A 22,615-nucleotide genomic window follows, 5' to 3' on the forward strand; every position below is an offset into this window, starting at 1 on the left:
AGTTTGGCTAAGATTAAGCAAAAAAGGCATTTTATGCAAAGAAGAGATTTTTTTAAATTCAGTAGTTTTTTAGGTGCAGCGAGTCTGCTTCCAAGTGTCACTCTAGCTAGCGATGAGCCAGCAAATCCAGTTGTTAGAAATTTCGATGTAAATTTCAAACACCAGCTGCTTGAAAAGGGCAAAAGCTCAAAAATTTGGCTACCACTCCCACTAAGCACCACTTATCAGCAACTAACCCAAGACTACGTCATAAACACAACCGCTAAAAACGTCTATATTTCAGATACGCTAATACCTACAATGTATGCTGATTTTGAAGAAAATGAGCCAAGACCTATCTTAAATGTGCAGTTTAAAATTCAAACAACAGAGCGCAACACTGACTTTAGCAAGGTAAATTACGATCCAAACGAGAAGGTAGATCCTGCTGTTTTGGAGTTTTTAAAACCAACTTCACACATCCCAACTGACGGCGTCGTAAGAGCAAAAGCGCTAGAGATAGTTGGAAATTTAAAGGGCGACTTGGAGCGTGCAAAAGCAATCTACACGTGGGTTGCAAACACTATGCAGCGTGATAACAGCATCCTAGGATGTGGCACAGGCGATGTTAGAGCAATACTAGAAAGCGGAAAACTAGTGGGCAAATGCACCGACATAAACTCAGTTTTCGTGGGACTTTGCAGATCAGTTGGCATCCCAGCAAGAGAGATTTTTGGTATCAGAGTTGGTCAGTCTAGATTTTCAGATCAAATGGGTAGCGCAAAAGATGGCGTAGCTAAAATTTCAGGCGGACAGCACTGCAGGGCTGAGTTTTACTTAAAAGGCTATGGTTGGATACCAGTTGATCCAGCTGATGTCACAAAGGTAAGACTGGGCGAGAAGCTAACAAATGACGACGCCAAGATCGTAGCTGTGAGAGAGTACTGCTTTGGTAACTGGGAGATGTGCTGGATAGGCTTTAACTACGGCCGCGACTTTATCTTAAAGCCAACCCCAGAGCAAACTCCGCTAAACAACTTTGGCTACCCATACGCTGAAGTTGATGGCAACACACAAAACTACTATTCGCCAAAAGAATTTAGCTACGACTACGTCTCAACAGAGCTAAAATGAGAGCCTTTTGGCTGATACTAACATCCATAGGTAGTGCTATCGGCGCTACCTTGTGCTGCTTGCCGGCACTTCTTTTTCTGCTTTTTGGTACATCTTTTTCTTTTCTATCTTGGACACAAAATTTATACGAATACCGCGTTCCTTTAAGCGTTATGGCCGTCATTTGCTTTGTGATTTCAGGAATTAGTCTATTTTACAAGCCAAAAAGTTGCAACCTAAGCTATAAAAAGAAAAAATGGATAGTTATATATATACTTTTTGGAGTGATTTTGCTTTTACTCCTTACATATCCGGAGCTTTTAGGAGAAATTTATGCGTAAAATTTTAGTTTTAACCCTTCTTGCACTTAGTTGCTATGCTGATAAAAAGATAGAAATTTCAGTGCCTAGCATGCACTGTCCGCTTTGCACAGCAATAGTTAGAAAGGCTGCTCTTAGCGTTGAGGGCGTAAAAAAGGCAGATGTATCGCTAAAAGAGCGAAAAGCTGTCGTTACAGCAGATGATAAGCTCGATGAAAAAGAGCTTTTAAAAGCAGTCGATTCGACTGGCTATAAGGGCGAGATAAAATAAATTTACGGAGGCAAATATGTCAAATAGTGAAATTTTAAAGAAATTTGAGACACTTTCTGCGATACCGCACTGCAGTTATGAGACTGATAAGATGCGTAATTTTCTAGCTAGCTATGCAAAAGATAAGGGCTGTGAGGTCGTGGTCGATAGCTTTGGCAACATTCATGCGTTTAAAGGCAAACCAAAAATTTGCTTGCAAAGCCACTACGATATGGTCTGCATGGGTGATGCTCCAAAGATTGAGATAGTTTATGGCGATGATGGCTACATGAGGGCTAAAAACTCATCTTTAGGTGCCGATAACGGCATCGGCGTAGCTATCATGATGCAGATGATAAGCGAATTTGATGACATAGAGTGCCTCTTTACAAACAATGAAGAAGTTGGCATGATCGGAGCTACTGGCTTTAGCGGCGAGTTAAAAGCCGATAAGCTTTTAAATTTAGACAGCGAAGAGGACGATAGAGTCACTATCGGCTGTGCTGGCGGTGTAAATTTATTTGCCAATACCTCGCTTAATAGCAAAAAAACAAAAGAGAGCACGCTTTATGAAGTAAAAGTAAGTGGGCTTCCTGGCGGACACTCTGGCAATGAGATACATAAAAATATCCCAAATGCGATCAAGGTTTTGGCAGCATTTGTGACTAAAAATAGCTGCAAGCTTGTTAAATTTGAAGGTGGCGAGCGAAGCAACTCTATCCCAAGCGGCGCAACCGCACTGGTTCTAAGCGATAAAGAGCTAAAAAGTGAGTGTGAAAATTTAAGCGTGAAAAAGCTTGGCATGGGAGATGAAATTTTAGAAAATGGCGAGAAAATTTTAGCACTAATCAATTCATTTTCACAAGGCGTAAGAGCCTATAACTGTGAGCTGGGCATACCACAAGATAGTGTCAATCTCTCGCTTGTAAAGATCAAAGATGATGGCATACTTGAAGTGGAGTTTTTTGCTAGATCAATGAGTAAAGACGGACTAAACAGTATGGAATTTGAAATTTCTGAGCTTGCAAAAGCACTTGGCTTTAGCGTCATTACAAAAGATAGAAACCCGGCTTGGAAGCCTATAGATGATAAATTTGCAAACGATATCTTAGAAGAGCTAAAAATTTATAAGCCAAATGCAAGGATAACAGCCGTTCACGCTGGTTTAGAGTGTGGCGTACTTTTAGAGAAAAAAGCGGGTCTTAGTGCTTGCTCAATAGGACCAAACATCCACTCACCTCACTCAACAAGAGAATGCTGCGAAGTTGAATCTGCGCTTTTTATAGAAAAAGTCGTTCGCGGTATCGTTAAAAAATATAACTCATAAAATCCAAAATTTGCTAGAAATTTCTAGCAAATTTTGGATTTTGAAGATTTAGGATTTACTCGCAAGCACGAGCAAATTTATATTATTTTCCAAACTCATAAACAATCTTGCCACTTTTTATCGTGGTAGTCGCTGCGCCTTTTAGCTTTTTACCAAAGAGTGGGGAATTTATAGATTTTGAGCGGTTTATCTTCTCATCATAAATGTACTCGATCTCAGGATCAATCACAGCAATATCAGCTAGCATGCCCTCAGCAAGCCTGCCTTTATCTTTTAAATTTAGCATTTTAGCCGCATTTGTCGATGTTAGCTCCACCATGCGCTCTAAGCTTATAACACCCTCATTTACGAGCTTTAGAGTGAGTGGCACAAGGGTTTGAAGTCCGATGATGCCAAATGGCGCCTTGTCAAATTCTACTATCTTTTCGTCTGTGTGATGTGGGGCATGATCGGTGGCGATAACGTCTATAAGGCCGCTTTTTAGCGCCTCTCTCACCGCTTTTACGTCGCTTACCTCACGAAGTGGTGGTGACATTTTGAAATTTGTATCGTAGGCATTTTTCAAAATTTCATCGTCGCTAAAGCTAAAGTGGTGAGGTGTCGCCTCGCAAGTGATGTTTATACCCTCTTTTTTGCCCATTTCGATGATCTTTAGCGAGTACTCCGAGCTTACGTGAGCGATATGGATGTGCGCTTTAGTGAGCTTTGCAAGCAGCATATCGCGGCTAACTGCGATCTCCTCTTTCTCTCTTGCCATGCCGCGAAGTCCAAGTATGGCTGAGACCTTGCCCTCGTGCATGACGCCCTGCCTGCAAAGCGAGCAGTCCTCTGAGTGGCTTATACAAAAGCTACCAAACATGCTTGAATACTCAAGTGCTGCTCTCATCACGCTTGAGCTAGTCACTGGTAGGCCATCATCACTAAATGCGACTGCGCCAGCCTCTATGAGATCGCCCATTTCGACGATCTCATTGCCACCAAGCCCTTTGCTAATGGCTGCAATTGGCAAAAGATCGATCAGCCCGCAGTTTCTTGCCTTTTCTATCATCGCTCTTGTGATCGAGGCGTTGTCATTTACTGGGTTTGTGTTAGCCATGCAAAGGCAGGTAGTCACTCCCCCAGCTACGGCCGCCTGCGAGCCTGAGATGATGTCATCTTTATACTCTTGACCAGGATCGCGAAAATGCACGTGCATGTCGATAAGTCCTGGCATAACGAGCTTATTTGTAGCATCGATGACCTTATCAGCCTCAAATTTCTCACTTCCGATTTTGGCTATTTTACCGTTTTCTATTAGGATATTTGCCTTAAATTTCTCGTCGCTATTTACGATAGTGCCGTTAATTATTGCTATTTTCATCGTTAGCCCCTATTTTTTGCAAGCGTATTTAGTATCGCCATTCTTATAGCAACGCCGTTTTCAACTTGATTTAGTATGACTGAGTGTGTGCCATCAGCCACGTCTGAGTTTAGCTCTACGCCCCTATTTATTGGCCCTGGATGCAACACGATAGCGTCAGGCTTTGCTAGCTTTATCCTATTTTTATTTAGTCCAAAGAATTTCGAGTACTCTCTCGAGCTTGGAAATGCCACGTCCGCACCACCACGCTCTAGTTGGATGCGAAGCATAATGATGACGTCGCTACCCTCGCAGGCTTCTTCCATATTTTTGCAAATTTGAGACTCAAAGACCTCAGCATCTTTTGGCATCATCATCCTTGGTGCAAAGAGCTTTAAATTTATGCCAAATTTCTTCATCGCCCAGATGTCTGACCTTGCCACGCGGCTTCTAGCGATGTCGCCGATGATCGCCACGTTTAAATTTTTATCCAAAATTTTGCCATGCTCTCTTAGCGTGAAAAGATCAAGCAGAGCTTGGCTTGGGTGCTCATTTGTACCGTCCCCTGCATTTACGACGCTAGCCTCTGTTCTATCCGCTGCAAATTTTGCCGCTCCAGAGCTTGGATGACGAAGCACGATGATGTCAGTTCTCATCGCAGCCATGTTATTCATCGTGTCATTTAGGCTCTCGCCCTTTGTCACACTAGAGCTTGATGAGCTGAAATTTATCGTATCAGCCCCAAGTCTCTTTGCTGCGATCTCAAAGGATGTTCTAGTTCTTGTCGAGTTTTCATAAAATGCGTTGATCGTGGTCTTTCCACGAAGATAGTCATTTTTTTTCACTTGGCTTAAATTTAGCTCCTTAAACTCTTTCGCCGCCTCTAGAAAATATAAAATTTCTTCTTTGCTAAGCTCTCTAGTTCCTATCAAATCTTTATGTTTGTAGCCCATTTTAAGCCTCTTAAATTTATTTTGCTACGAAGTCGCAAGCTGGTTGGTAGCCGTTATCACAAGCTTTTTTAAATAAAGCCTTTGCTTTTTCTTCGTTTTTTGCTTCGTTTGCGTCTTTATCTTTTACAAGGCCATAAGCGATCATTTCGCCTAGTTTTTCGCACGCCATACCCTCATTTTCGTCACACATTTTTGTAAAAATTTTCTCAGCCTGAACTCTATCTTTTGCTACGCCGTCTCCGTTAAATAGCATGATAGCATTCATTGTGCAAGCTTTTTTCTCGCCCTCTCCGCAAGCCTTATTAAAATAAAGATAAGCTTCATTAAAATTTTTCTTTGCATAAAGCTCGTTTGCTTTGTCTAAATTTTCATTTGCCATAGCATTTAACGCAAAAACTGCTGCCACTAAAACTAAAATTTTCTTCATTTTCTTTCCTTATTTAAATAATTTCGAATGATGTTTTTTCATATATTCAACTATCTCTATGACCTCATCGCTTCCGCTAGCGTCAGAATTTTCTAACGCATCATCGATGCACTCAACATAAAGATTTGCCGCCTCTTCAAGTTTGTCTTTTTTTACTCCAGCATAGTAGAACATCGCCTCAAGCACCATACTAAGCTCATAGCTAAGTTCTTCTACGCTTACCTCTTCTTCTTTCATATTTCCTCCTGTGTTTTTTTGGTTATTAGATCAACTATCTGTGCCTTGATCGGCTCATAGCTAAAGCTATCTTTAAAATTTGCAAATAATCCGCCGCTTGCGTTCACGTGTCCGCCGCCGCCAACTAGGTGCTTTGCCATGGTGCTAACATCAAGCTTGCCATTTGCGCGAAAGCTTAGTGTTTTTTTATTTGTCACGTCGATAAAGAAGTCAAATTCAGGATTTGCCACTAAAAAGTCGTTGCCAATAACCGAAACGTTGCCGACATTGTAGGTTAAAATTCCTTTATGATCTTTATAACTTATGCTAAATTTCTCTTTATTTTCACTAAGTTTTTTTACGACATAGCTTGAGATTAGATTGCTTAGCGTATCGTCTTTATCCTCTTTGAAAAATGACTTCTTAATAGCATGCACCTGCATATCAAGGCCGATATAGTCGTTTTTTTCGTTAAAAAATTTGCTTGCTTCTTTTAGGATGTGATCCATATAGAGGTTGTTTTCAGCTTCAAACATCACTTTATTTATCTCTTTAGCATTTGCCACAAGCCCCAAGCAGACCTTTCCCATCTCAAAATTTTTATCATCTTTTAGCCAGATATCTACGGCATTTACGACGTCACTAAAAATTTCAAGCTCTTTGTTTTTGCCAAAAATTCCTGCAAAAAAATCATAAGTGATCTTTGTGGCGCACCTTGAGCTATCTAAAAAATACCATGGATAGGCACTCGCACACTCTGCACCGCTTTGGTGATGATCTAGCAAAAATAGCTTTATATTTTTACCCCTTATCATATCTTCAAAGCTCTCACACTGAGCTAGGCTTAAATTTAGATCAGTGATCAAGATGATGTTTTTATCATCATTTGAAGCATCTATCTCAGCTAAAATTTGAGCAAATTTATCATCTATCTCCCTGCCGTAGTTTGAGTTTAGAAATTTCACATCTTTGAAGTAAAAATTTGTTATGTATTGCGCGCCGTATCCGTCAAGATCAGTGTGTGAGAGGTGATAAATTTTCATCGTTTTCCTTTATAAATTTTCTATTTCTATGACGCCAACCGTTTCAAATGGCGTATTTGCCGAGATCTCAGCAAAGCTTAGCACCACGATATCGATGGCAAAATTTGCGCAGATATTTGCTATAAATTTTCTTAGGCTTGGCTCAACGCAAAGCACCATTTCTCCGTGCTGGCTCATCGGACGTTTCTCTTTTTCATGTCTTAGAGCCTGAACGATCGCTGAAGTTTGAGCCACATTTATCATCAGGTGATACGCGCCATCTTTATACTGCACCGCGTCCATAAGCTTTTGCTGCGCAGCACTATCTAAAATATAAAAATTTAGCTGACCTTTCTCATCGACATAAAGCGAAGTGATGACGCGTGAAAGCGCTGCGCGCACGTGCTCGATGATCATGTCTAGGTTTTTGCTAACCTCAGCGATATCGCTAATTGATTCAAGTATGCTAAGCAGATCTTTGATCGGGATATTGTCTTTAAGCAGTGCTTTTAAAACCTTTTGGATCAAATTTATAGGTGCGATCCTTAGCGTATCCTCGACCACAACTGGATAGTCGATCTTTAGCTTGTCTAATAAATTTTGCGTCTCTTGGCGAGTTAGAAGCTCGGCTGCATTTTGCTTGATAAGCTCACTCATATGCGTTGATATGACGCTTGCAGGATCAACTATTGTGTAGCCGCTAAGTATGGCGTCCTCTTTGACGCTAGCATCGATCCAGAGTGCGTCCAGCCCAAAAGCTGGCTCTTTTGTCGGAATTCCCTCGATATCTTCGCTAACTAGACCGCTATCCATCGCTAGAAATTTATCAGCATAAATTTCACCATGACCGATCACGATACCTTTTAGCTTAAAGCGGTATTCGTTTGGCGGTAATTGAAGGTTGTCACGAATTCTTATCTTTGGCATCAAAAAGCCAAGACTTGAAGCGATATTTCGCCTCATAGCACGAATCCTCTCAATGAGATCCACATCAGCTAGCTTTAGCAGACCATATCCTAGGTCGAGCTCTAAAATTTCAAGCTTTAAGATGTCGTTTATCTTTGTCTCTTCTTCTCTTGCTATCTCTTCGTCGCTCTTCTTTGGTACCTTAGTAGTGGCACCACTAGCAGCTGCACCTGCTCCGCTTTGCGTAGCGGCTCCAGCTTTTTTAGAAGCTGTTTTGTCTTTTGACGCAAGGCTTAAATTTAGCCCGCCATCTTTGGTCTGCTTGATGATGTAGCCAAGTCCCAAAAATAGCACTGCTATAAAGCCAAGAGAAAGAGTCGGAAGCCCTGGAACAAGGGCAAACATAAATAGTATGAAGCCCACTATCAGTAAGGTTTTATAATCCCCTAATAGCTGATTTAACGTGCCTTCTGCAAAGTCCTCATCGTCCTTGCTAGCCCTTGTGATGATGATAGCAGTCGCTGTTGATGTGATAAGCCCTGGGATCTGGCTCACAAGTCCATCGCCGATAGTAAGGATCGTATAGTACTGAGCCGATGTCGCCATATCAAGGCCGTGTTGAAATGAGCCGATAGCAAAGCCGCCGATGATGTTAATTATAGTGATGATGATGCCAGCGACGGCGTCACCTTTTATAAATTTAGACGAACCATCCATTGCGCCGTAAAAATTTGCCTCACCGATGATGGCTTGGCGTCTTTCACGCGCTGTTTTTTCATCAATCAAACCTGCGTTTAAGTCCGCATCTATCGCCATTTGCTTACCTGGCATCGCATCAAGTGTAAAACGCGCTTGCACCTCGCTCACACGGGTTGAGCCCTTTGTTACGACCATAAAATTTATGAGAACCAAGATACAAAAGACGATGGTGCCGATGACAAAGTTGCCGCCAACGACGAAATTTCCAAAACTTGAGATGATCTCGCTGACCGCTTCTGGGCCGTTGTGACCTTCGCTTAAGATCATACGCGTGGTTGCGATATTTAGCGAGAGGCGAAAAAGCGTAACGATAAGGATCAGTGTCGGAAATGTGCTAAGATCGGTTGGTTTTGGCACATAAATCGAAATTAAAATTATAAGCACAGAAATCGAGATCGAAAGTGCCAGGAAAAAGTCAAGCACCGCGCTTGGAAGCGGTACGATGATGATAGCAAGGATGGCAACAATGATACCAACGATGCTAAGACTTTTAAACTTAACAATTGGCGCAAGAAACGGTGCAACAAGAGTTAAGATGTTATTTTTTTGCTTTGCCAACTTTACTTCTTAACGATGTCACTTAGTTTTATCGCATCAAGCATCTCGTCGATCTTGCCTTGAAGACCGCTAAACATCGACCAAATTTGACAGCTTGAGGCTTTATTTGACGGGCAGCCATCTGCAGAAGATGAGCACTCAAAGACGTTAAGTTCACGTTTTTCAGCGCACTCTATTATCTTTTTTATGCTTAAATTTTCAGGTTCGTTATTTAGCGCGAAACCGCCATTTGCCCCTTTAAACGACTTTAAAATTCCATCTTTTGCAAGATTTTGTAAAATTTTGGCTAAAAAGCTTTTTGAAATTTTAAGTTCATTTGAGATCGTATCAACATCAACTGGAGATGATTTTTGAGATATTAAAATAAGTGAAAGTAGAGCGTATTCGCTTGCCTTTGTAAAAAGCATTTATCTTCCTTAAGTCTTTAAATAGCCCTAATTTTATTAAATTTTTACTGCATTTTTCATTAATTTTTAAAAAGCGTAGTTTTATCTAACTTTATGTTTTAAATGCTATAATCGCTCTTTCAAAATTCACCAATCAGGAGGTCATTATGGCTTTGGATTCGGCTAAAAAAGCTCAAATAGTTGCGAAATTCGCTAGAAAAGAGGGAGATACAGGCTCTCCAGAAGTTCAAATAGCTCTTTTAACAGCTAGAATAACTGAACTTACAGAACACCTTAAAATTTTCAAAAAAGACTTTTCATCACGTTTAGGTCTTTTAAAACTAGTTGGTCAAAGAAAAAGACTTTTAAAGTATCTTAAAAACAAAGACTACACTACATATTCAAAACTAATCTCTGAGCTTGGCTTAAGAGATAAATAATCCATCGGAGAGCGATCTGCTCTCCTTATTAAATTTCCTTCATCCATAATTTTTATTCAAAAATTTACAGTCTATTTTAAAATTTTCTATCTTTAGTATTAATTTATCTACTCACAATATGACTAACCTTTTTAAATAAGGTAAAATTAGAATTAATTTCTTCATTTTATATAAAAAGCTAAATCTCTATATCTTTATTTCTTTTATAATAAATTTATTAATTTTAAATAAATTTAAAATCCCTAGATAATTGACTTTAGTGGAACTAAATTAATTCTAGCTTAAATTATAAATTTATTTTTATAGATAAAGAATTTTTATTAAAGATTAAGAATCTGGCTACTAATATTATCCATATAAAAATATGCATATATTGCATAGCAAAGGAGAAAATGATGAAAGAAGGCAAAGTCATCTGTCCTTATTGCGGGACAGGCTGTCAAGTAACCTTGCATGTGGAAAATAATGTCGTTCGTGCCGCCACTGGCGTTGAAGACAATCCAGTCAATCAAGGAAATTTATGTTTAAAAGGCTTTTATGGCTGGGATTACGTTGCAAGTCCAGATAGACTCACAAAACCATTAATTAGAAAGAAAAATGGCGTATTTTCAAAGGATGGTGATTTTGAGGAAGCTAGCTGGGATGAGGCACTTGATCTTGTCGTAGAAAAAATGAAAGAAACCAAAGCAAAATATGGCCCAGACGCATTAGCTGGAAATTTCTCAGCACGTTGTACACTTGAAGACAACTACGTTGCTCAAAAACTAATGCGCGCAGTAATTGGCACAAATAACGTCGATCACTGTGCTAGAATTTGACACGCTCCGACAGTAGCAGGACTTGCTAAAACAATCGGAAACGGAGCTGCCACTAATAGCTTTACAGAGATTGGCACTTATAGTAACTGTATATTAATGATAGGCTCAAACCCAGAAAATGGTCACCCAATCGCAGCTATGCACATCCAAAGAGCACTAAACCGCGGCGCAAAGCTAATCGTCATCGACCCTATTAAGACCGAGTTTGCAAGCAGAGCTGATATTCACTTACAACTAGAGCCTGAGCACAACATCCCGGTTATCAACGCACTTCTTTACACTATCATCGAAGAAGGCCTTGTAAATGAAGAATTTGTAAGAGATCACACAATAGGCATTGAGTATGTCAAAGAAGCTGTAAAAGACTATGCTCCAGAGGTCGTGGCTAAATACACAAGGCTAAATCCAGAGGATATCAGAGCGGCTGCTAGAATGTACGCTACCACAAAGCCAGCTGTCATCACTCACGGCATGGGTGTAACTCACTTTAACCACGGCGTTGGCGGAGTTTGTGATGTATCAAATTTATTCTTGATCACTGGCAACATCTGCGAGCTTGGCACAGGCGACTTACCATTAAGAGGACAAGAAAATGTTCAAGGCTGCTGTGATATGGGCGTTTTACCAAATATCTTCCCAAATCTTGGCTCAGTCACTGATCCAGAGCAAAGAGCTTGGTTTGAAAAAATGTGGCACCTAGAACCTGGATTTTTGAGCTCAAAAATAGGCATTCACAAAACCGAAGTACCTGATGCGATCCTTGATGGCAAAGTGCATTTCTTCTGGACTATCGGAGAAAATCCAGTCATCTCTGAGCCAAATACCAACCACTTTTTAAAAGGTATCGCTCATGTTGATTTCTACGTCGTGCAAGATCTATTTTTAACTGAGACTTCACTAAAAGCTGATGTCATACTTCCAGGTGTTGCAAGTAGCGAGAAAGAAGGACTTTATACAAACGCAGAGCGCCGCGTACAGCACAACGAAGCAGTCATCACACCTCCAGGAGATGCTAGACAAGACTGGTGGATCGTTTGTGAGATCGCACGCCGTTTAGGAGCAACTGAGGGCTTTAACTTCAACTCACCAGAAGAAATTTGGGAAGAAGTTAGAAAATGCGACCCAAGACGATATGGTGGCATGAGTTATTACCGTATCAAAAAGTATCACGGACTTCACTGGCCATGTCCAAATGAAGATGATATGGGCGGTCAAAGCTTGTATCTTGATAAGAAATTTTTCACACCTGATGGCAAAGGTCGTTTTGTGCCATGCCTCTTTGTGGATAAGGCCGATAAGATCGAGAGCGCAAAACTTGAGTTTGCTAAGAAGATGAATATGTCGCCTGAGTATCCTATCATGGCTGGCTCAGTCGATGAAAAGACTGACGATGAGTATCCGATACAGCTTCTAACCACTAGAAAGGTCTATCAATACACCGTTGGCACTATGACAAGACGCTCACGAGCGATCGAAGAAGGTGGAGATAGTATCGGGCCTATCGCCGAGATGAATCCAGCACTTGCGGCAAGATATGACTTAAAACAAGGCGACTTCATCAAAGCATGGAGTAGATACGGCTACATCGTCGTAAAAGCCGAAGTAACAGACATCGTGCCTGACGGCATCATCCAGATGACTTTCCACTACTGGGAGAGCTCTTGCAATGAGCTAACAAGCAGCGGTTGGGACTACATCAGCAAGACTCCGACATTTAAAGCAGCTATTCAGATCAAAAAGATCGATGAAGAAGAATTTTTACGAGTTCGCGAACTAAAACGCATAAAATTCCAAACTTCAAAGATCATCTATGATGACTTCCACCATCACGGAAATGCAGCGATAAATGAGTAAATTTAGCGGGTAACCCCCGCTAAATTTCTTTACTACCAAATTTCATAATCCAAAAATTTTGACATTGCGAAGCCAAAAAATCTAAATTTTAACTTCACTATTTGTGGTTAAATTTTATATTTAAATACAAAAGCAGATATTTTTAAATTTATTTAAACGCCAAAAAACTCATAAAATTTCCCCATTTAAATGTGCTCTCGACTCGCTTAAAGCCAGCATTTATGGCTAAGTTTCTATTTTCTTCTTCGGTGTATGGCACCAGCACATTTTCAAGCGCCTCTCTTTTTTGGGCGATCTCATAGCGTGAGTAGCCTTGTGCTTGTTTGTAGTCCTCGTAAATTTCTATGACGCTTTTAGTAAGCTTTTTATCTTCAAAGATGATCTTTTCACTAAATAAAAAAACTCCATTTTCATTTAGTCCGTTATAAATTTTTTGCACTAGATCGGCCCTTTTTGGCGGTCTGATAAACTGCAAAGTATAGTTTGCTAAAACTGCGTCAAAGTCCACTAGCTCATACTTTAAAATATCATCAAGCAAAAATTTTATCTTTGCTCCATAAGCTTTTGCTTTATTTTTGGCATTTGCTAGCATAGCTTCAGAGTTATCCACGCCGCTTAGCACGAGATCGTTTCTAAGATTATTTAGTAAAAGTAAGCTATTTGCCGTCGAGCAGCCAAGGTCGCACACTTTTGCTGATTTTGGCAAAATTTTAGCAAGTAGTTTTGCGTTTAGATTTGAGCTCACGTCGTAAAATGGCACCGAGCGCGAGATCATATCGTCAAAAACGCTCGCCACAAAGTCGTCAAATTCAAACTGCTTGCTTATAGGCTCCTTAAAAATTTCATCTCTCATATACCAGCTCCGTATCCATCAAAGTATCTCATTGTCTCGTTGCCAAAAAGATCGCACACGCCAACACAAGCTCTAGCTCCGTTTATATCGCATTTGATCTGTTCTTTTAGCCCTTCAAGTGTGTCAAATTTTTTATTATCTCGCAAGCGTTTTATAAAACAAACCGCGACATGCTTCGCTACTTTTGGCGCGACCTCGTCTAAGATGTATGTCTCGACGCTAAAATTTCCATCCGTGCTAAGTCTATTGCCTATAAATGTGACCGAGCCATAGGTATATGAGCCTATCCTAGTTCTTGTGGCGTACACGCCGTCTTTAGGCAATAAATAGTTTTTTACATCCAAATTTAGCGTTGCAACTAGCTCCTTTGCACCGATGCCCTGCCCTTTTATCACGTTGCCCTCGACCGAGTACTCCCTGCCTATTAGCCTGTTTGCCTCTTCAATGTTGCCTTGGCGTATCAGCTCCCTAATGGATGAGCTATGCACGCCCATGCCGTCATAACAAACCTCATCAACGACGACCACCTCACCATCAAAAATTCTTTTCAAATCGTGCTTATCCCACGCTCTATTTCTGCCAAATCTAAAATCAAACCCAACAACGATCTTTTTTAAATTTTTAAAATCATGTTTTAGCATCGCGATAAATTCCTCACCACTAAGCCCTTTTATACTCTCAAAATCGTACAAAAAGCAAGGATAGTTTGAGTACTCGGCTCGCTTTAGCTTTGGCGTGATGTTGGCTTTATTTTTATCGATCACGACAAGTCCGCCAAACTCGCCAAGCTGCTTTAAAAGCTGTTTGTGCCCCCTATGCACGCCGTCAAAGTGCCCGATCGCAACGGCAGTGATGTTATCTTTTGTTAAAAGCGTAGAAAAATTCGGCATTTCCCTCTTTCCCTTTTACTTCGCACTCTTTGCAAGCTATCATTTTAAATCCTAAGCCATTAGCCATCACTTCAAACCTCTTCATTGCTAAATTTATAGCTTTCATATCAGTGACGACGCCTTTTTTATTTCGTTTTACGCCAACACCCACTTCAAATTGTGGCTTAAAGAGTGTGATAATGAGCGAATTCCCACTTGCTAGCTCACAAATAGCAGGCAAAATTTCAGCCAAAGAGATAAAGCTAACATCGCAGGTTATTAGATCAAATTTATCTTGCTCTTGCTTGGCAAACTCTCTTATATCGGTCTTTTCATAAATTTTTACTCGCTCATCGCTTCTTAGACTGGCATCTAGCTGATCAGTGCCCACATCCACACCAGTCACGCTTTTTACGCCACGCTCAAGCAAAATTTGCATAAAGCCACCAGTCGAGCTACCTATATCAAGCGCATTTTTGCCAGTTAGATCAAATTTCATCGTCTCCAAAAAGCTCTTTAGCTTCAAAGCCCCTCGTCCAACGTAAATTTCATCAAGCAGCGAAATTTTAGCCTCGCCAACCTCGCTTGAAACCTTGGTGCAAATTTCTCCGTTTGAAAGCACCTTGCCAGATTTTATTAGCTCGCTAGCCTTGTTTCTGCTTATGTTTAAAACGCTTGCGACGTAGTTATCAAACCTCAAGTTTTAGCCTCTCATATTCGCTCTCATCGATCACTCGCACGCCTAGCTCATTTGCTTTATCAAGCTTACTGCCAGCCTCATCGCCAGCTAAGACAAAGTCCGTTTTTTTAGAAACTGAGCTTGAAACCTTTGCGCCAAAACTCTCAAGCTCCGCCTTTATCTCATCCCTTGGGCGACTTAGCGTGCCAGTTATGACGACCGTTTTGCCACTTAGCGCATTTGAGATGCTCTGCACCTGCGTCACGCTTGGCTGCACGATCTGGCTAAGGTCTAAAATTTCATCTCTATTTACCTCGGCAAAGTCTATCAAGCTGTTTGCCATCTCCACGCCAAAGCCCTCAAGCGAGGTTAACTCTTCAAAACTAGCGTCAAGCCAGCCCAGCCCAAAACGACTTGCTAGCTTTTTAGCCGCCACTTCGCCGATGTGCTCGCAGCCAAGACCTGTGATAAAGCGCGATAGCTCCGCACCTTTGCTAGCCTCTATCGCATTTAAAAGGTTATTTACCTTTTTTTCTTTAAAGCCCTCAAGCACCATGAGATCATCAAATTTAAGACCGTAAATGTCTTTTATGCAGGAAATTAGCCCCTTATCAAATAGCAAATTTACGATCGCGTCGCCAAGGCCGTCGATATTTAGGCATTTTTTCGATGCGTAGTGGATTATTGAGCCCACCACTCTTGCCCTGCAGCTTAAATTTTGGCACTTTACAAAGACCCCTTCATCAAGCAGGTGCGAGCCGCAAACTGGGCAAAATTTAGGCCTATCAATCGCTTGCTCGCTGCCATCTCGCCTATCCTTATAAACCTTTGTTATCTTTGGTATAACATCACCTGAGCGGATGATACCGATATAGTCGTTTTTCATAACGCCAAGGCGCTCGATCTCGTCAAAGTTATGAAGTGTGGCGGATTTTACATTTGCACCATCGATATTTACCTCATCAAGCACGCCAACAGGCGTTACTACGCCGCTTCTGCCAACTTGAAGTGCGACATCTTTTAGCCTAGTCACCTTTTCAATGGCTGGAAATTTAAACGCCACCATAAATTTTGGAAATCTGACCGTATAGCCTAGCTCTTCGCAGCGCGTAAGGTCATTTACACGTATCACCATACCATCCATCATCACGCTTTTTGAGTCACGATTTGCCAAAAGCTCGTTGTATGCAGCCTCAAGCTCGTCTTTTTTTAAAATTTTGAAAAAATCATCTCTTTCAAAGCCAAGATCACGCACAAATTTCATCACCTCGCTGTGATCTTTTAGCCCAAGGCTCTGCTCGCCCACACCCCAAGGTATGAAAAGTAGCTTTCTTTTAGCAGTCACCGCACTATCAAGCTGTCTTAGGCTTCCGGCAGCTGCATTTCTAGGGTTTGAAAGCGGCGCCTCACCCTCTTTTGCGCGCTCTGCGTTTAGCAGCTCAAAATCTTCTTTTTTTATAACAACCTCGCCCCTGATTTCAATTAGCCCTTTGTAATCAATGTTCTTTAAAACAGAATTTATCGTCTTTGCATTTTGCGTCACATCTTCGCCTGTAACGCCATCGCCCCTAGTTATCGCCCTAACCAAAACGCCGTTTTCGTAAAGCAAATTTAGGCTCGCTCCGTCAAATTTTGGCTCAGCGACAAAGGTTAGATTTTCTTTCTCGCCACGCTTTAGCCACGCATCAAGCTCAGCTAGATCAAAAATATCTTCCATACTCCACATGCGTTTGATGTGATTAGCCTTGCTAAAGCCCTCTTTTATGGTGCCGCCCACACGTTTTGTAGGTGAAAAGATAGAAATTTCGCTTGGATTTGCCTGCTCGAAGTCTAGAACTGTGTGATATAGCGCGTCATACTCCTCGTCGCTTGCAAGTGGCTCGTCATCGTCGTAGTAGGCCTTTGCCCACGCATTTAGCATATCTACCGCTTTTTCGTACTCTTGTTTTGTCATTTTTGCTCCAAATTTACACCGCATTTTATCTTAAACATGCTTTATAAATGATCCCAATTTAGCTCTCTTGCGTCACATAAATGGACATTTTTATAGACCTTTACAATCTCGTCCCTAGCCCTCATCAGCGCAAAGTCAAGCAAATTTTGCCCACGCCACTTCATAGGATTTTGCGCATTTTCATCGTTTGCAACCAAACCTATGCCCCAAATTTTATCAACAGGGCTTGCCTCGACTAAAATTTTACTCCCTGTCCGAAGCAAAAAATCACGCAAAGAGACATTTTGGCTAAATTTTAGATAGCTCGCATTTAGCACGACGCCAAATTTGATCTCATCCCAGACCTTAGCGTCAAAGCCTCGCACCTGTCTACCAAGTGCCTTCATCTGCGCTGGATCTTTGGCGGACAAAATTTGCTCCAACGCCTCTTTATCACCAAAGCACTTAGCCTTTTTAGCCTTACACTCTACCAAAGCGTGGCTTGGCTCATCGCCTCGTGCATATCAAAAAGCTGTCTGTGCTCGGCCACATCGTGCGTTCTTATGATCTGCGCGCCGTTTTCGAAGGCTTTTAAGTGCAGATAAAGTGAGCCTGGCAAGCGCTCCTTAACCTCGCTTTTATAGTAGTGGTTTATGACTGATTTGCGGCTGGCACCTACTAGTAGTGGGCAGCCAAATTTTAAAAAATGCTCCAAATGCTTGATAAGCAATAAATTTTGTTCAGCCGTCTTGCCAAAGCCAATACCCACATCAAGCACTAGCTTTTTGGCACCAAGCTCCTTTGCTAGGGCTATCTTTTGCTCAAAAAAGTCTGCTATCTCGCCGATTAAGTCATTATATTTTGGTGCGACCTGCATAGTCGCAGGATCGCCTTGCATATGCATCATGCAAAACTCAGCGTCATATCGCGCTGCAAGCGTGGCAAGTGAGGCGTTTGCAGTGATGTCATTTATCATTTTAAAGCCATGACTTAGGGCAAATTCAAGGCAATAAGGATCAAAGCTATCAAGGCTAAATTTCGCCCTTTCATGTAAATTTAGCTTGTAAATTTCCTCTACGATATCCTTTATGCGTCTAAATTCCTCTTCACGACCGCAATACTCGCTCCCTGGCCTTGAGCTAACGCCACCAAGGTCGATATAGTATGCACCCGCTTCTATCATGTATTCTATTTTTGAAATACCATTTTGCGTATTTATGCGGCTTTGCTCGTTAAAACTATCTGTGTTTATGTTTGCAACGCCCATTATAAGAGGCTTTGTCGGCTTTATAAATTTTGTCTCTAAAAAGGCTGCCAAATTTTTAAGTCCAAAGTCTTGCAACTTCTCTTTTTTAGCTAGCTGCCTAAGCTGTGCATCTGTCGCCATTAGTAAGGCTTTATTTAGACTCTGCTTACCCAAAATCGTATCTTTATGCGTCACAAGCTCAGCTCCAACACTAAGTGCATCTTGCTTTAGGATATTTGCCGCTGGGGTTTTTATCTCATCTATAAATATAAAATTTATCTCGCTCTTTTCATGCATAAGCTTCGCACCAGCAGGGCTTGGCGAGATAGCTTTGCAAATTTCATCAAAGTCGCTTTTGTTATCTATCTTATAAAATTTCAACGTCGTCCTTTTTGAAATATAGTAAGCAGTAGTGGCGTTAGCACGGCGTGAGACTTGGCATTTAGATCTGCTAGCCTTATAAGCGAGAAAAAATAATCCATCTCATCGCCGCTAAATTTATACCCACTATCAACCGCCTTTGTCACGATAATACCAATAAGCTCTTTTAACTCGTTTTTGCCAAATTTCTGTGCTTGCTCGTCTGCGATCTTTTGATCGATAAAGCTTGTTAGCTCTTTTAGGCTAAGCGATTTTAAATTTAGATCAAGAGTTATTTTTGGCTTTTTTGTGAGGTTATTTTCTATGAGCATTCTTGATCTAATCGTTGGTAGAAGTAAATTTTTACTCTGCGTTACTATTATAAATTTGATATTTCTTGGAGGCTCTTCGATGATCTTTAAAAGTGCATTTTGGGCCTCTGTCCTAAAAGAATTAGCATTTATTACTAAAATTTTTTCATCTTTTTCAGCAATGTAAGCTTCTGCGATAACCTCTTTTGCATTTTCTAGCAAAAAATCATCGCTTATAAAAAATCTTAGATTATTTACGCCAAACTCGCTTTCAAGCTTGGCTTTTAAACTTTCAAAATCGCTTGTAACGACGATTTTATTAAGCATTTAGAGTATCACCTTGGCAAAGAGTGCCGCATCGATGCTTTTATCAAAAATTTTGCAAAGACTTATTAGTTTAACGTCTAAATTTTCATCGCTTGAGCTAAGAGTAAAGCTATTTTGTGCCTGCTCGTCAAATAGCCACATATAACTATCCTCATCACTTTTGGCTAAATTCGCATATCTATCAAGGCTCTTTCCGATATAAAAAAACAAGTATCCGTTTGGAAAAGCAAGACTTAGCATATCTTTTAGAAGCTGCTTTTGCTCATTTGTCTCTATCTCATCAAGCGATGGATAAAGCGATCTTAGGCTAAAAAATGGCAAAAATGGCCTAATGCTTTTTGAATGGTTCATCTTTTTTAAAAGATAAATTTCAAACCATCTTCGCTCTTCATCGCTTATAGTTATAAAAGCCCTTCCTTCAAGTAAAAATTTAAGCCTAGATGCAAGCAAAGGTGTCCATTCAACACGCCTTTCCTCCATCCAGCTCATCAAAGGACCTTCGTCCCTAATAGCCTTTAACGTCCACTGAATAAAATCTTGCATTATTTATCTAGCTTATAAGCATCATGAAGTACACGAACCGCTAGCTCACCATATTTTTGATCAACGATCATTGAAATTTTTATCTCGCTTGTTGAGATCATTTGGATATTTATGCCCTCTTTTGCAAGCGTTTCAAACGCTAGACATGCTACGCCGCTATGGCTCTTCATGCCAACGCCAATAACTGAAACTTTCACGATCGCATCATCAAATTCTATATGTTTTGCGGCCGAGAGCTTTTGCATAGTCTCTTTTGCTAGTTCAAGCTCATTTTGTGGTACTGTAAAGCCTAAATTTGTAGTACCGTCATGTCCTACGTTTTGAATTATCATATCTACATTTATGTTTTCATGAGCTAAAGCTGTAAAAATTTCTGCTGCAATGCCAGGTTTATCAACTACGCCTCTTAGTGTTACTCTTGCTTGATTTTTATCTAGTGCTATTCCGCTTACTAAAACTGCTTCCATATTGTCATCTTCCTTTGCTATTAATGTACCTTCGTTGTGATTAAAGCTACTTCTTGTAATGAGTTTTACATTTAGTTTTTTTGCCAGCTCGACTGAGCGATTTTGTAGCACCTTTGCCCCAGCAGAAGCGAGCTCTAGCATCTCATCATAGCTTATCTTCTCAAGTTTTTTTGCCTTTTTTTCTATCCTTGGATCAGTCGTATAAACGCCATCAACATCGGTAAAAATTTCGCATAGATCAGCATCAAGCGCCCCTGCTAATGCAACTGCACTAAGATCACTACCACCTCTACCAAGGGTTGTGATATTACCTTTTTCATCTATACCTTGAAAGCCAGCTACAACTACGATTTTGCCAGCTTTTAGCTCAGATTTTAGCCTAGCAGTCTCTATCCTTTCGATCCTTGCTTTTGTATGAATATCATCAGTAATTATGCCTGCCATCGCACCTGTCATACCCACACATGCATAGCCTTTTGCATTAAGTGCGATCGTTAAAAGCGCGGTCGTTACTTGCTCTCCAGAGCTTAAAAGCATATCAGTGGCGACGCCATCTGGATGTTTTGAAAAATACTCACTATATTCAACCAATTGATTTGTAACTCCGCTCATCGCAGAAACTACCACAACTACGTCTGCACCGCTATTTTTTGTCTCAATAACTCTATTTGCCACAGCTTCGATGCGTTCAAGTGTTCCTACGCTAGTTCCGCCAAATTTTTGAACGATCAACATCAAAAATATCCTTTCTCTTTAAAATAACTCAAAACCTTTTCATAAATAGGCTTTTTAAAGTGATTTATACCCTCTAAACTTCTACCAAAATCTACAAATTTATACTCGCTAAACTCTGGATGCTCTGTCTTTAAATTTATGCTGGCACCATTTTTAAGTCTAACCAAAAAATATTTTTGCGTCTGTCCATCAAATGGATAAAATTTCTTTGCCGCGTTTGCTGGAAAGTCGTAGCTTAGCCACTGCGGATACTCATCTAAGATATCGATTTTATTAGTTCCGATCTCTTCTTTAAGCTCCCTTTTTAAGGCCTGCTTTGGACTCTCACCTTCATCTATCCCACCTTGAGGAAACTGCCAAATATCGTCCATATCCACCCTTTTTGCGACTAAAATTTCACATTTAAATGGATACAAGCTAGACAAAATAACAGCTGCCACATTTGGTCTGTATTTTTTTTGCATGATTTTTCCAAAAATTTTATTTGGGATAATAACTAAAAAGAGTTAAGAGATAGATAAATAAGACTACTTTTTACGCCGTTTGTAGTAAATCACACAGCCGCTAAAAAGTAGCACGCCCACTCCACAAGAAGCCATAAAAAAGATAAATTTTCCGGCCTCTCCGAATGTATATCCAGCGTGCAGATCAAGCATAAATTTATAAATTTCAAAAGATTTTGGCATGGTGTTTTTTAAAATTTCTCCACTTGCCGTATCGACCGCAAGTCTAACGCCATCACTCTCACTAGCGCCTTTTGGCAAGTAAAAGATCATAAATTTTACGCCGTCTTTGTTGAGGATAAAATTTAAAGCGTCAAACTCATTTCCAAATTTTAAAGTAAAAATTTCATAAGCTTTTTTAAGATTTTCTACCTTTTGCTCATCATTTAGGCTAAAACCATTTTTGCTAGTAAAATTTGGCTTTTTAAATACCTTCTCTTCGCCACAAATTTGATTTATAACCTTAGCAAATTTCTCATAAGAAAAGTATAGACCGCTAAAACAGATAATAAGCAAAATGGCCCCCAAATAAAGCCCTAAAAATCCATGCAGTGAATATAAAAATGCAAATTTCTTTGCCTTTAGATTTAGCTTAAAGGCGCTAATAAATTTGCTTCTAAATCTCCAAAATTGTATAAACGCTCCAGTTAATAAAACCGCAAGTAGTGCAAGCGTCGAAATCGCCACTAATTCACTTGCAAATTTAGATAAATTTTCATTTTTAAATAGAGCTAGTCCTAGATTTTTATGTAAATTTAAAGCTAGCCCTATAAATTTTTCCACACTATTTTCAGAGACTACCTCGCCTGTATAAGGATCTACAAAGAATGACTTAAACTCGCCACTCTCGCTTGTGCCACTTACCACATAAGCTCTATTTGCATCGCCTTTTATCTTTATATAACTAAGGTTAAAATTTGGCCAAGTCTTACTAAAGACCTTTAAAATTTCATCTATTTTTAAAGCACTTTTATTAGTTGCTATGTCTATCTCATCTTTGCTAAAAGCCTCAATTATCTCATCATGGTACGAAATAATCGCTCCACTAATTGAGATTATCAAAAGCGGTAAAGAAAAGATAAGAGCTAAAATTAAGTGAAATTTCCGCCAAATTTTAAACAT

At 40.3% G+C, this 22,615-nt stretch carries 24 protein-coding genes; 6 read left to right on the forward strand and 18 right to left on the reverse strand.

The window, feature by feature from the left end; all coding sequences use genetic code 11:
• Positions 1–33 precede the first annotated feature (33 nt).
• From G5B98_RS06130 to G5B98_RS06145, 4 genes are read left to right on the forward strand one after another with little or no spacing between them, the layout of a single operon-like run.
• Complete coding sequence (locus tag G5B98_RS06130) at positions 34–1,113, forward strand: transglutaminase-like domain-containing protein (RefSeq protein WP_196086359.1); 1,080 nt, start codon at positions 34–36, stop codon at positions 1,111–1,113.
• Entirely contained in the window at positions 1,110–1,433 is a 324-nt protein-coding gene (locus G5B98_RS06135; RefSeq protein WP_196086360.1) for an aryl sulfotransferase, read from the forward strand. The genes G5B98_RS06130 and G5B98_RS06135 overlap by 4 nt, the downstream gene beginning before the upstream one ends.
• Positions 1,426–1,683: a heavy-metal-associated domain-containing protein gene (locus G5B98_RS06140; RefSeq protein ID WP_196086361.1), complete on the forward strand. Its 258-nt coding sequence runs from the start codon at positions 1,426–1,428 to the stop codon at positions 1,681–1,683. Before G5B98_RS06135 ends, G5B98_RS06140 begins: the two co-directional genes overlap by 8 nt.
• A gap of 16 nt (positions 1,684–1,699) precedes the next feature.
• Positions 1,700–2,989 carry a M28 family peptidase gene (locus G5B98_RS06145; RefSeq protein WP_196086362.1) on the forward strand — a complete coding sequence of 430 codons (1,290 nt, stop codon included), beginning with the start codon at positions 1,700–1,702 and terminating at the stop codon, positions 2,987–2,989.
• An 82-nt stretch (positions 2,990–3,071) separates the two neighbouring features.
• Here the strand turns inward: G5B98_RS06145 and G5B98_RS06150 are convergent, their stop codons facing one another.
• Genes G5B98_RS06150 through G5B98_RS06180 form a run of 7 tightly spaced genes read right to left on the reverse strand, consistent with a single transcriptional unit; the run spans position 3,072 to position 9,576 of the window.
• Complete coding sequence (locus tag G5B98_RS06150; protein ID WP_196086363.1) at positions 3,072–4,349, reverse strand: dihydroorotase; 1,278 nt, start codon at positions 4,347–4,349, stop codon at positions 3,072–3,074.
• Positions 4,350–4,351: 2 nt separating this feature from the next.
• Positions 4,352–5,281, reverse strand: a complete 930-nt coding sequence (locus tag G5B98_RS06155; RefSeq protein ID WP_002942659.1) for an aspartate carbamoyltransferase catalytic subunit — start codon at positions 5,279–5,281, stop codon at positions 4,352–4,354.
• A gap of 16 nt (positions 5,282–5,297) precedes the next feature.
• A complete protein-coding gene (locus tag G5B98_RS06160) occupies positions 5,298–5,708 on the reverse strand; it encodes a tetratricopeptide repeat protein (protein WP_107686947.1) in 411 nt (136 codons plus the stop codon).
• Positions 5,709–5,717: 9 nt separating this feature from the next.
• The gene (locus tag G5B98_RS06165; RefSeq protein ID WP_021089755.1) at positions 5,718–5,945 is read right to left on the reverse strand and encodes a hypothetical protein; all 228 of its coding nucleotides are present in this window, start codon (positions 5,943–5,945) and stop codon (positions 5,718–5,720) included.
• Positions 5,942–6,967 (reverse strand): DHH family phosphoesterase, encoded by a 1,026-nt coding sequence (locus tag G5B98_RS06170; RefSeq protein ID WP_196086364.1) that lies wholly within the window; start codon positions 6,965–6,967, stop codon positions 5,942–5,944. The genes G5B98_RS06165 and G5B98_RS06170 overlap by 4 nt, the downstream gene beginning before the upstream one ends.
• A 9-nt stretch (positions 6,968–6,976) precedes the next feature.
• On the reverse strand, positions 6,977–9,169 hold the full coding sequence (gene flhA / locus G5B98_RS06175) for a flagellar biosynthesis protein FlhA (protein WP_196086365.1): 2,193 nt from the start codon (positions 9,167–9,169) through the stop codon (positions 6,977–6,979).
• A 2-nt stretch (positions 9,170–9,171) separates the two neighbouring features.
• A complete protein-coding gene (locus G5B98_RS06180) occupies positions 9,172–9,576 on the reverse strand; it encodes an RrF2 family transcriptional regulator (RefSeq protein WP_072594593.1) in 405 nt (134 codons plus the stop codon).
• Between the two features lie 146 nt (positions 9,577–9,722).
• Here G5B98_RS06180 and rpsO point away from each other — a divergent pair, with 146 nt between their 5' ends.
• On the forward strand, positions 9,723–9,995 hold the full coding sequence (rpsO, locus tag G5B98_RS06185) for a 30S ribosomal protein S15 (RefSeq protein WP_004317763.1): 273 nt from the start codon (positions 9,723–9,725) through the stop codon (positions 9,993–9,995).
• 392 nt (positions 9,996–10,387) lie between these two features.
• Positions 10,388–12,667 (forward strand): molybdopterin oxidoreductase family protein, encoded by a 2,280-nt coding sequence (locus G5B98_RS09555; protein WP_346265378.1) that lies wholly within the window; start codon positions 10,388–10,390, stop codon positions 12,665–12,667.
• Positions 12,668–12,815: 148 nt separating this feature from the next.
• Here the strand turns inward: G5B98_RS09555 and cmoA are convergent, their stop codons facing one another.
• The 11 genes from cmoA to G5B98_RS06250 all read right to left on the reverse strand — a co-directional run bounded on the left by cmoA (position 12,816) and on the right by G5B98_RS06250 (position 22,615).
• Positions 12,816–13,520 (reverse strand): carboxy-S-adenosyl-L-methionine synthase CmoA, encoded by a 705-nt coding sequence (gene cmoA, locus G5B98_RS06200; protein WP_196086367.1) that lies wholly within the window; start codon positions 13,518–13,520, stop codon positions 12,816–12,818.
• Positions 13,517–14,410 carry a bifunctional riboflavin kinase/FAD synthetase gene (locus G5B98_RS06205; protein ID WP_196086368.1) on the reverse strand — a complete coding sequence of 298 codons (894 nt, stop codon included), beginning with the start codon at positions 14,408–14,410 and terminating at the stop codon, positions 13,517–13,519. Before G5B98_RS06205 ends, cmoA begins: the two co-directional genes overlap by 4 nt.
• Positions 14,376–15,089 (reverse strand): 23S rRNA (cytidine-2'-O)-methyltransferase TlyA, encoded by a 714-nt coding sequence (gene tlyA / locus G5B98_RS06210; RefSeq protein ID WP_196086369.1) that lies wholly within the window; start codon positions 15,087–15,089, stop codon positions 14,376–14,378. Before tlyA ends, G5B98_RS06205 begins: the two co-directional genes overlap by 35 nt.
• Entirely contained in the window at positions 15,079–17,022 is a 1,944-nt protein-coding gene (gene ligA / locus G5B98_RS06215) for an NAD-dependent DNA ligase LigA (protein ID WP_196086370.1), read from the reverse strand. The genes tlyA and ligA overlap by 11 nt, the downstream gene beginning before the upstream one ends.
• A 41-nt stretch (positions 17,023–17,063) precedes the next feature.
• Complete coding sequence (locus tag G5B98_RS06220) at positions 17,064–17,495, reverse strand: NADAR family protein (RefSeq protein WP_232524562.1); 432 nt, start codon at positions 17,493–17,495, stop codon at positions 17,064–17,066.
• Positions 17,489–18,628, reverse strand: a complete 1,140-nt coding sequence (folP, locus tag G5B98_RS06225) for a dihydropteroate synthase (protein ID WP_196086371.1) — start codon at positions 18,626–18,628, stop codon at positions 17,489–17,491. Before folP ends, G5B98_RS06220 begins: the two co-directional genes overlap by 7 nt.
• Positions 18,625–19,245, reverse strand: a complete 621-nt coding sequence (locus tag G5B98_RS06230; RefSeq protein WP_196086372.1) for a DNA polymerase III subunit delta' — start codon at positions 19,243–19,245, stop codon at positions 18,625–18,627. Before G5B98_RS06230 ends, folP begins: the two co-directional genes overlap by 4 nt.
• Complete coding sequence (locus tag G5B98_RS06235; protein WP_072594585.1) at positions 19,246–19,788, reverse strand: HobA family DNA replication regulator; 543 nt, start codon at positions 19,786–19,788, stop codon at positions 19,246–19,248.
• Positions 19,788–20,990, reverse strand: a complete 1,203-nt coding sequence (locus tag G5B98_RS06240) for an aspartate kinase (RefSeq protein ID WP_196087360.1) — start codon at positions 20,988–20,990, stop codon at positions 19,788–19,790. The genes G5B98_RS06235 and G5B98_RS06240 overlap by 1 nt, the downstream gene beginning before the upstream one ends.
• A complete protein-coding gene (locus G5B98_RS06245; RefSeq protein ID WP_196086373.1) occupies positions 20,990–21,454 on the reverse strand; it encodes an RNA pyrophosphohydrolase in 465 nt (154 codons plus the stop codon). The genes G5B98_RS06240 and G5B98_RS06245 overlap by 1 nt, the downstream gene beginning before the upstream one ends.
• 63 nt (positions 21,455–21,517) lie before the next feature.
• Positions 21,518–22,615, reverse strand: a complete 1,098-nt coding sequence (locus G5B98_RS06250; protein ID WP_196086374.1) for a PepSY-associated TM helix domain-containing protein — start codon at positions 22,613–22,615, stop codon at positions 21,518–21,520.

It is taken from the genome of Campylobacter concisus, assembly GCF_015679985.1.
Classification (GTDB): Bacteria; Campylobacterota; Campylobacteria; order Campylobacterales; family Campylobacteraceae; genus Campylobacter_A; species Campylobacter_A concisus_AC.

Coding starts and splice junctions, on each gene's coding strand:
- G5B98_RS06130 (WP_196086359.1), top strand. CDS start 34: ATGCAAAGAAGAGATTTTTTTAAATTCAGTAGTTTTTTAGGTGCAGCG.
- G5B98_RS06135 (WP_196086360.1), top strand. CDS start 1,110: ATGAGAGCCTTTTGGCTGATACTAACATCCATAGGTAGTGCTATCGGC.
- G5B98_RS06140 (WP_196086361.1), top strand. CDS start 1,426: ATGCGTAAAATTTTAGTTTTAACCCTTCTTGCACTTAGTTGCTATGCT.
- G5B98_RS06145 (WP_196086362.1), top strand. CDS start 1,700: ATGTCAAATAGTGAAATTTTAAAGAAATTTGAGACACTTTCTGCGATA.
- G5B98_RS06150 (WP_196086363.1), bottom strand. CDS start 4,349: ATGAAAATAGCAATAATTAACGGCACTATCGTAAATAGCGACGAGAAA.
- G5B98_RS06155 (WP_002942659.1), bottom strand. CDS start 5,281: ATGGGCTACAAACATAAAGATTTGATAGGAACTAGAGAGCTTAGCAAA.
- G5B98_RS06160 (WP_107686947.1), bottom strand. CDS start 5,708: ATGAAGAAAATTTTAGTTTTAGTGGCAGCAGTTTTTGCGTTAAATGCT.
- G5B98_RS06165 (WP_021089755.1), bottom strand. CDS start 5,945: ATGAAAGAAGAAGAGGTAAGCGTAGAAGAACTTAGCTATGAGCTTAGT.
- G5B98_RS06170 (WP_196086364.1), bottom strand. CDS start 6,967: ATGAAAATTTATCACCTCTCACACACTGATCTTGACGGATACGGCGCG.
- G5B98_RS06180 (WP_072594593.1), bottom strand. CDS start 9,576: ATGCTTTTTACAAAGGCAAGCGAATACGCTCTACTTTCACTTATTTTA.
- rpsO (WP_004317763.1), top strand. CDS start 9,723: ATGGCTTTGGATTCGGCTAAAAAAGCTCAAATAGTTGCGAAATTCGCT.
- cmoA (WP_196086367.1), bottom strand. CDS start 13,520: ATGAGAGATGAAATTTTTAAGGAGCCTATAAGCAAGCAGTTTGAATTT.
- G5B98_RS06205 (WP_196086368.1), bottom strand. CDS start 14,410: ATGCCGAATTTTTCTACGCTTTTAACAAAAGATAACATCACTGCCGTT.
- ligA (WP_196086370.1), bottom strand. CDS start 17,022: ATGACAAAACAAGAGTACGAAAAAGCGGTAGATATGCTAAATGCGTGG.
- G5B98_RS06230 (WP_196086372.1), bottom strand. CDS start 19,245: ATGCTTAATAAAATCGTCGTTACAAGCGATTTTGAAAGTTTAAAAGCC.
- G5B98_RS06235 (WP_072594585.1), bottom strand. CDS start 19,788: ATGCAAGATTTTATTCAGTGGACGTTAAAGGCTATTAGGGACGAAGGT.
- G5B98_RS06240 (WP_196087360.1), bottom strand. CDS start 20,990: ATGTTGATCGTTCAAAAATTTGGCGGAACTAGCGTAGGAACACTTGAA.
- G5B98_RS06245 (WP_196086373.1), bottom strand. CDS start 21,454: ATGCAAAAAAAATACAGACCAAATGTGGCAGCTGTTATTTTGTCTAGC.
- G5B98_RS06250 (WP_196086374.1), bottom strand. CDS start 22,615: ATGTTTAAAATTTGGCGGAAATTTCACTTAATTTTAGCTCTTATCTTT.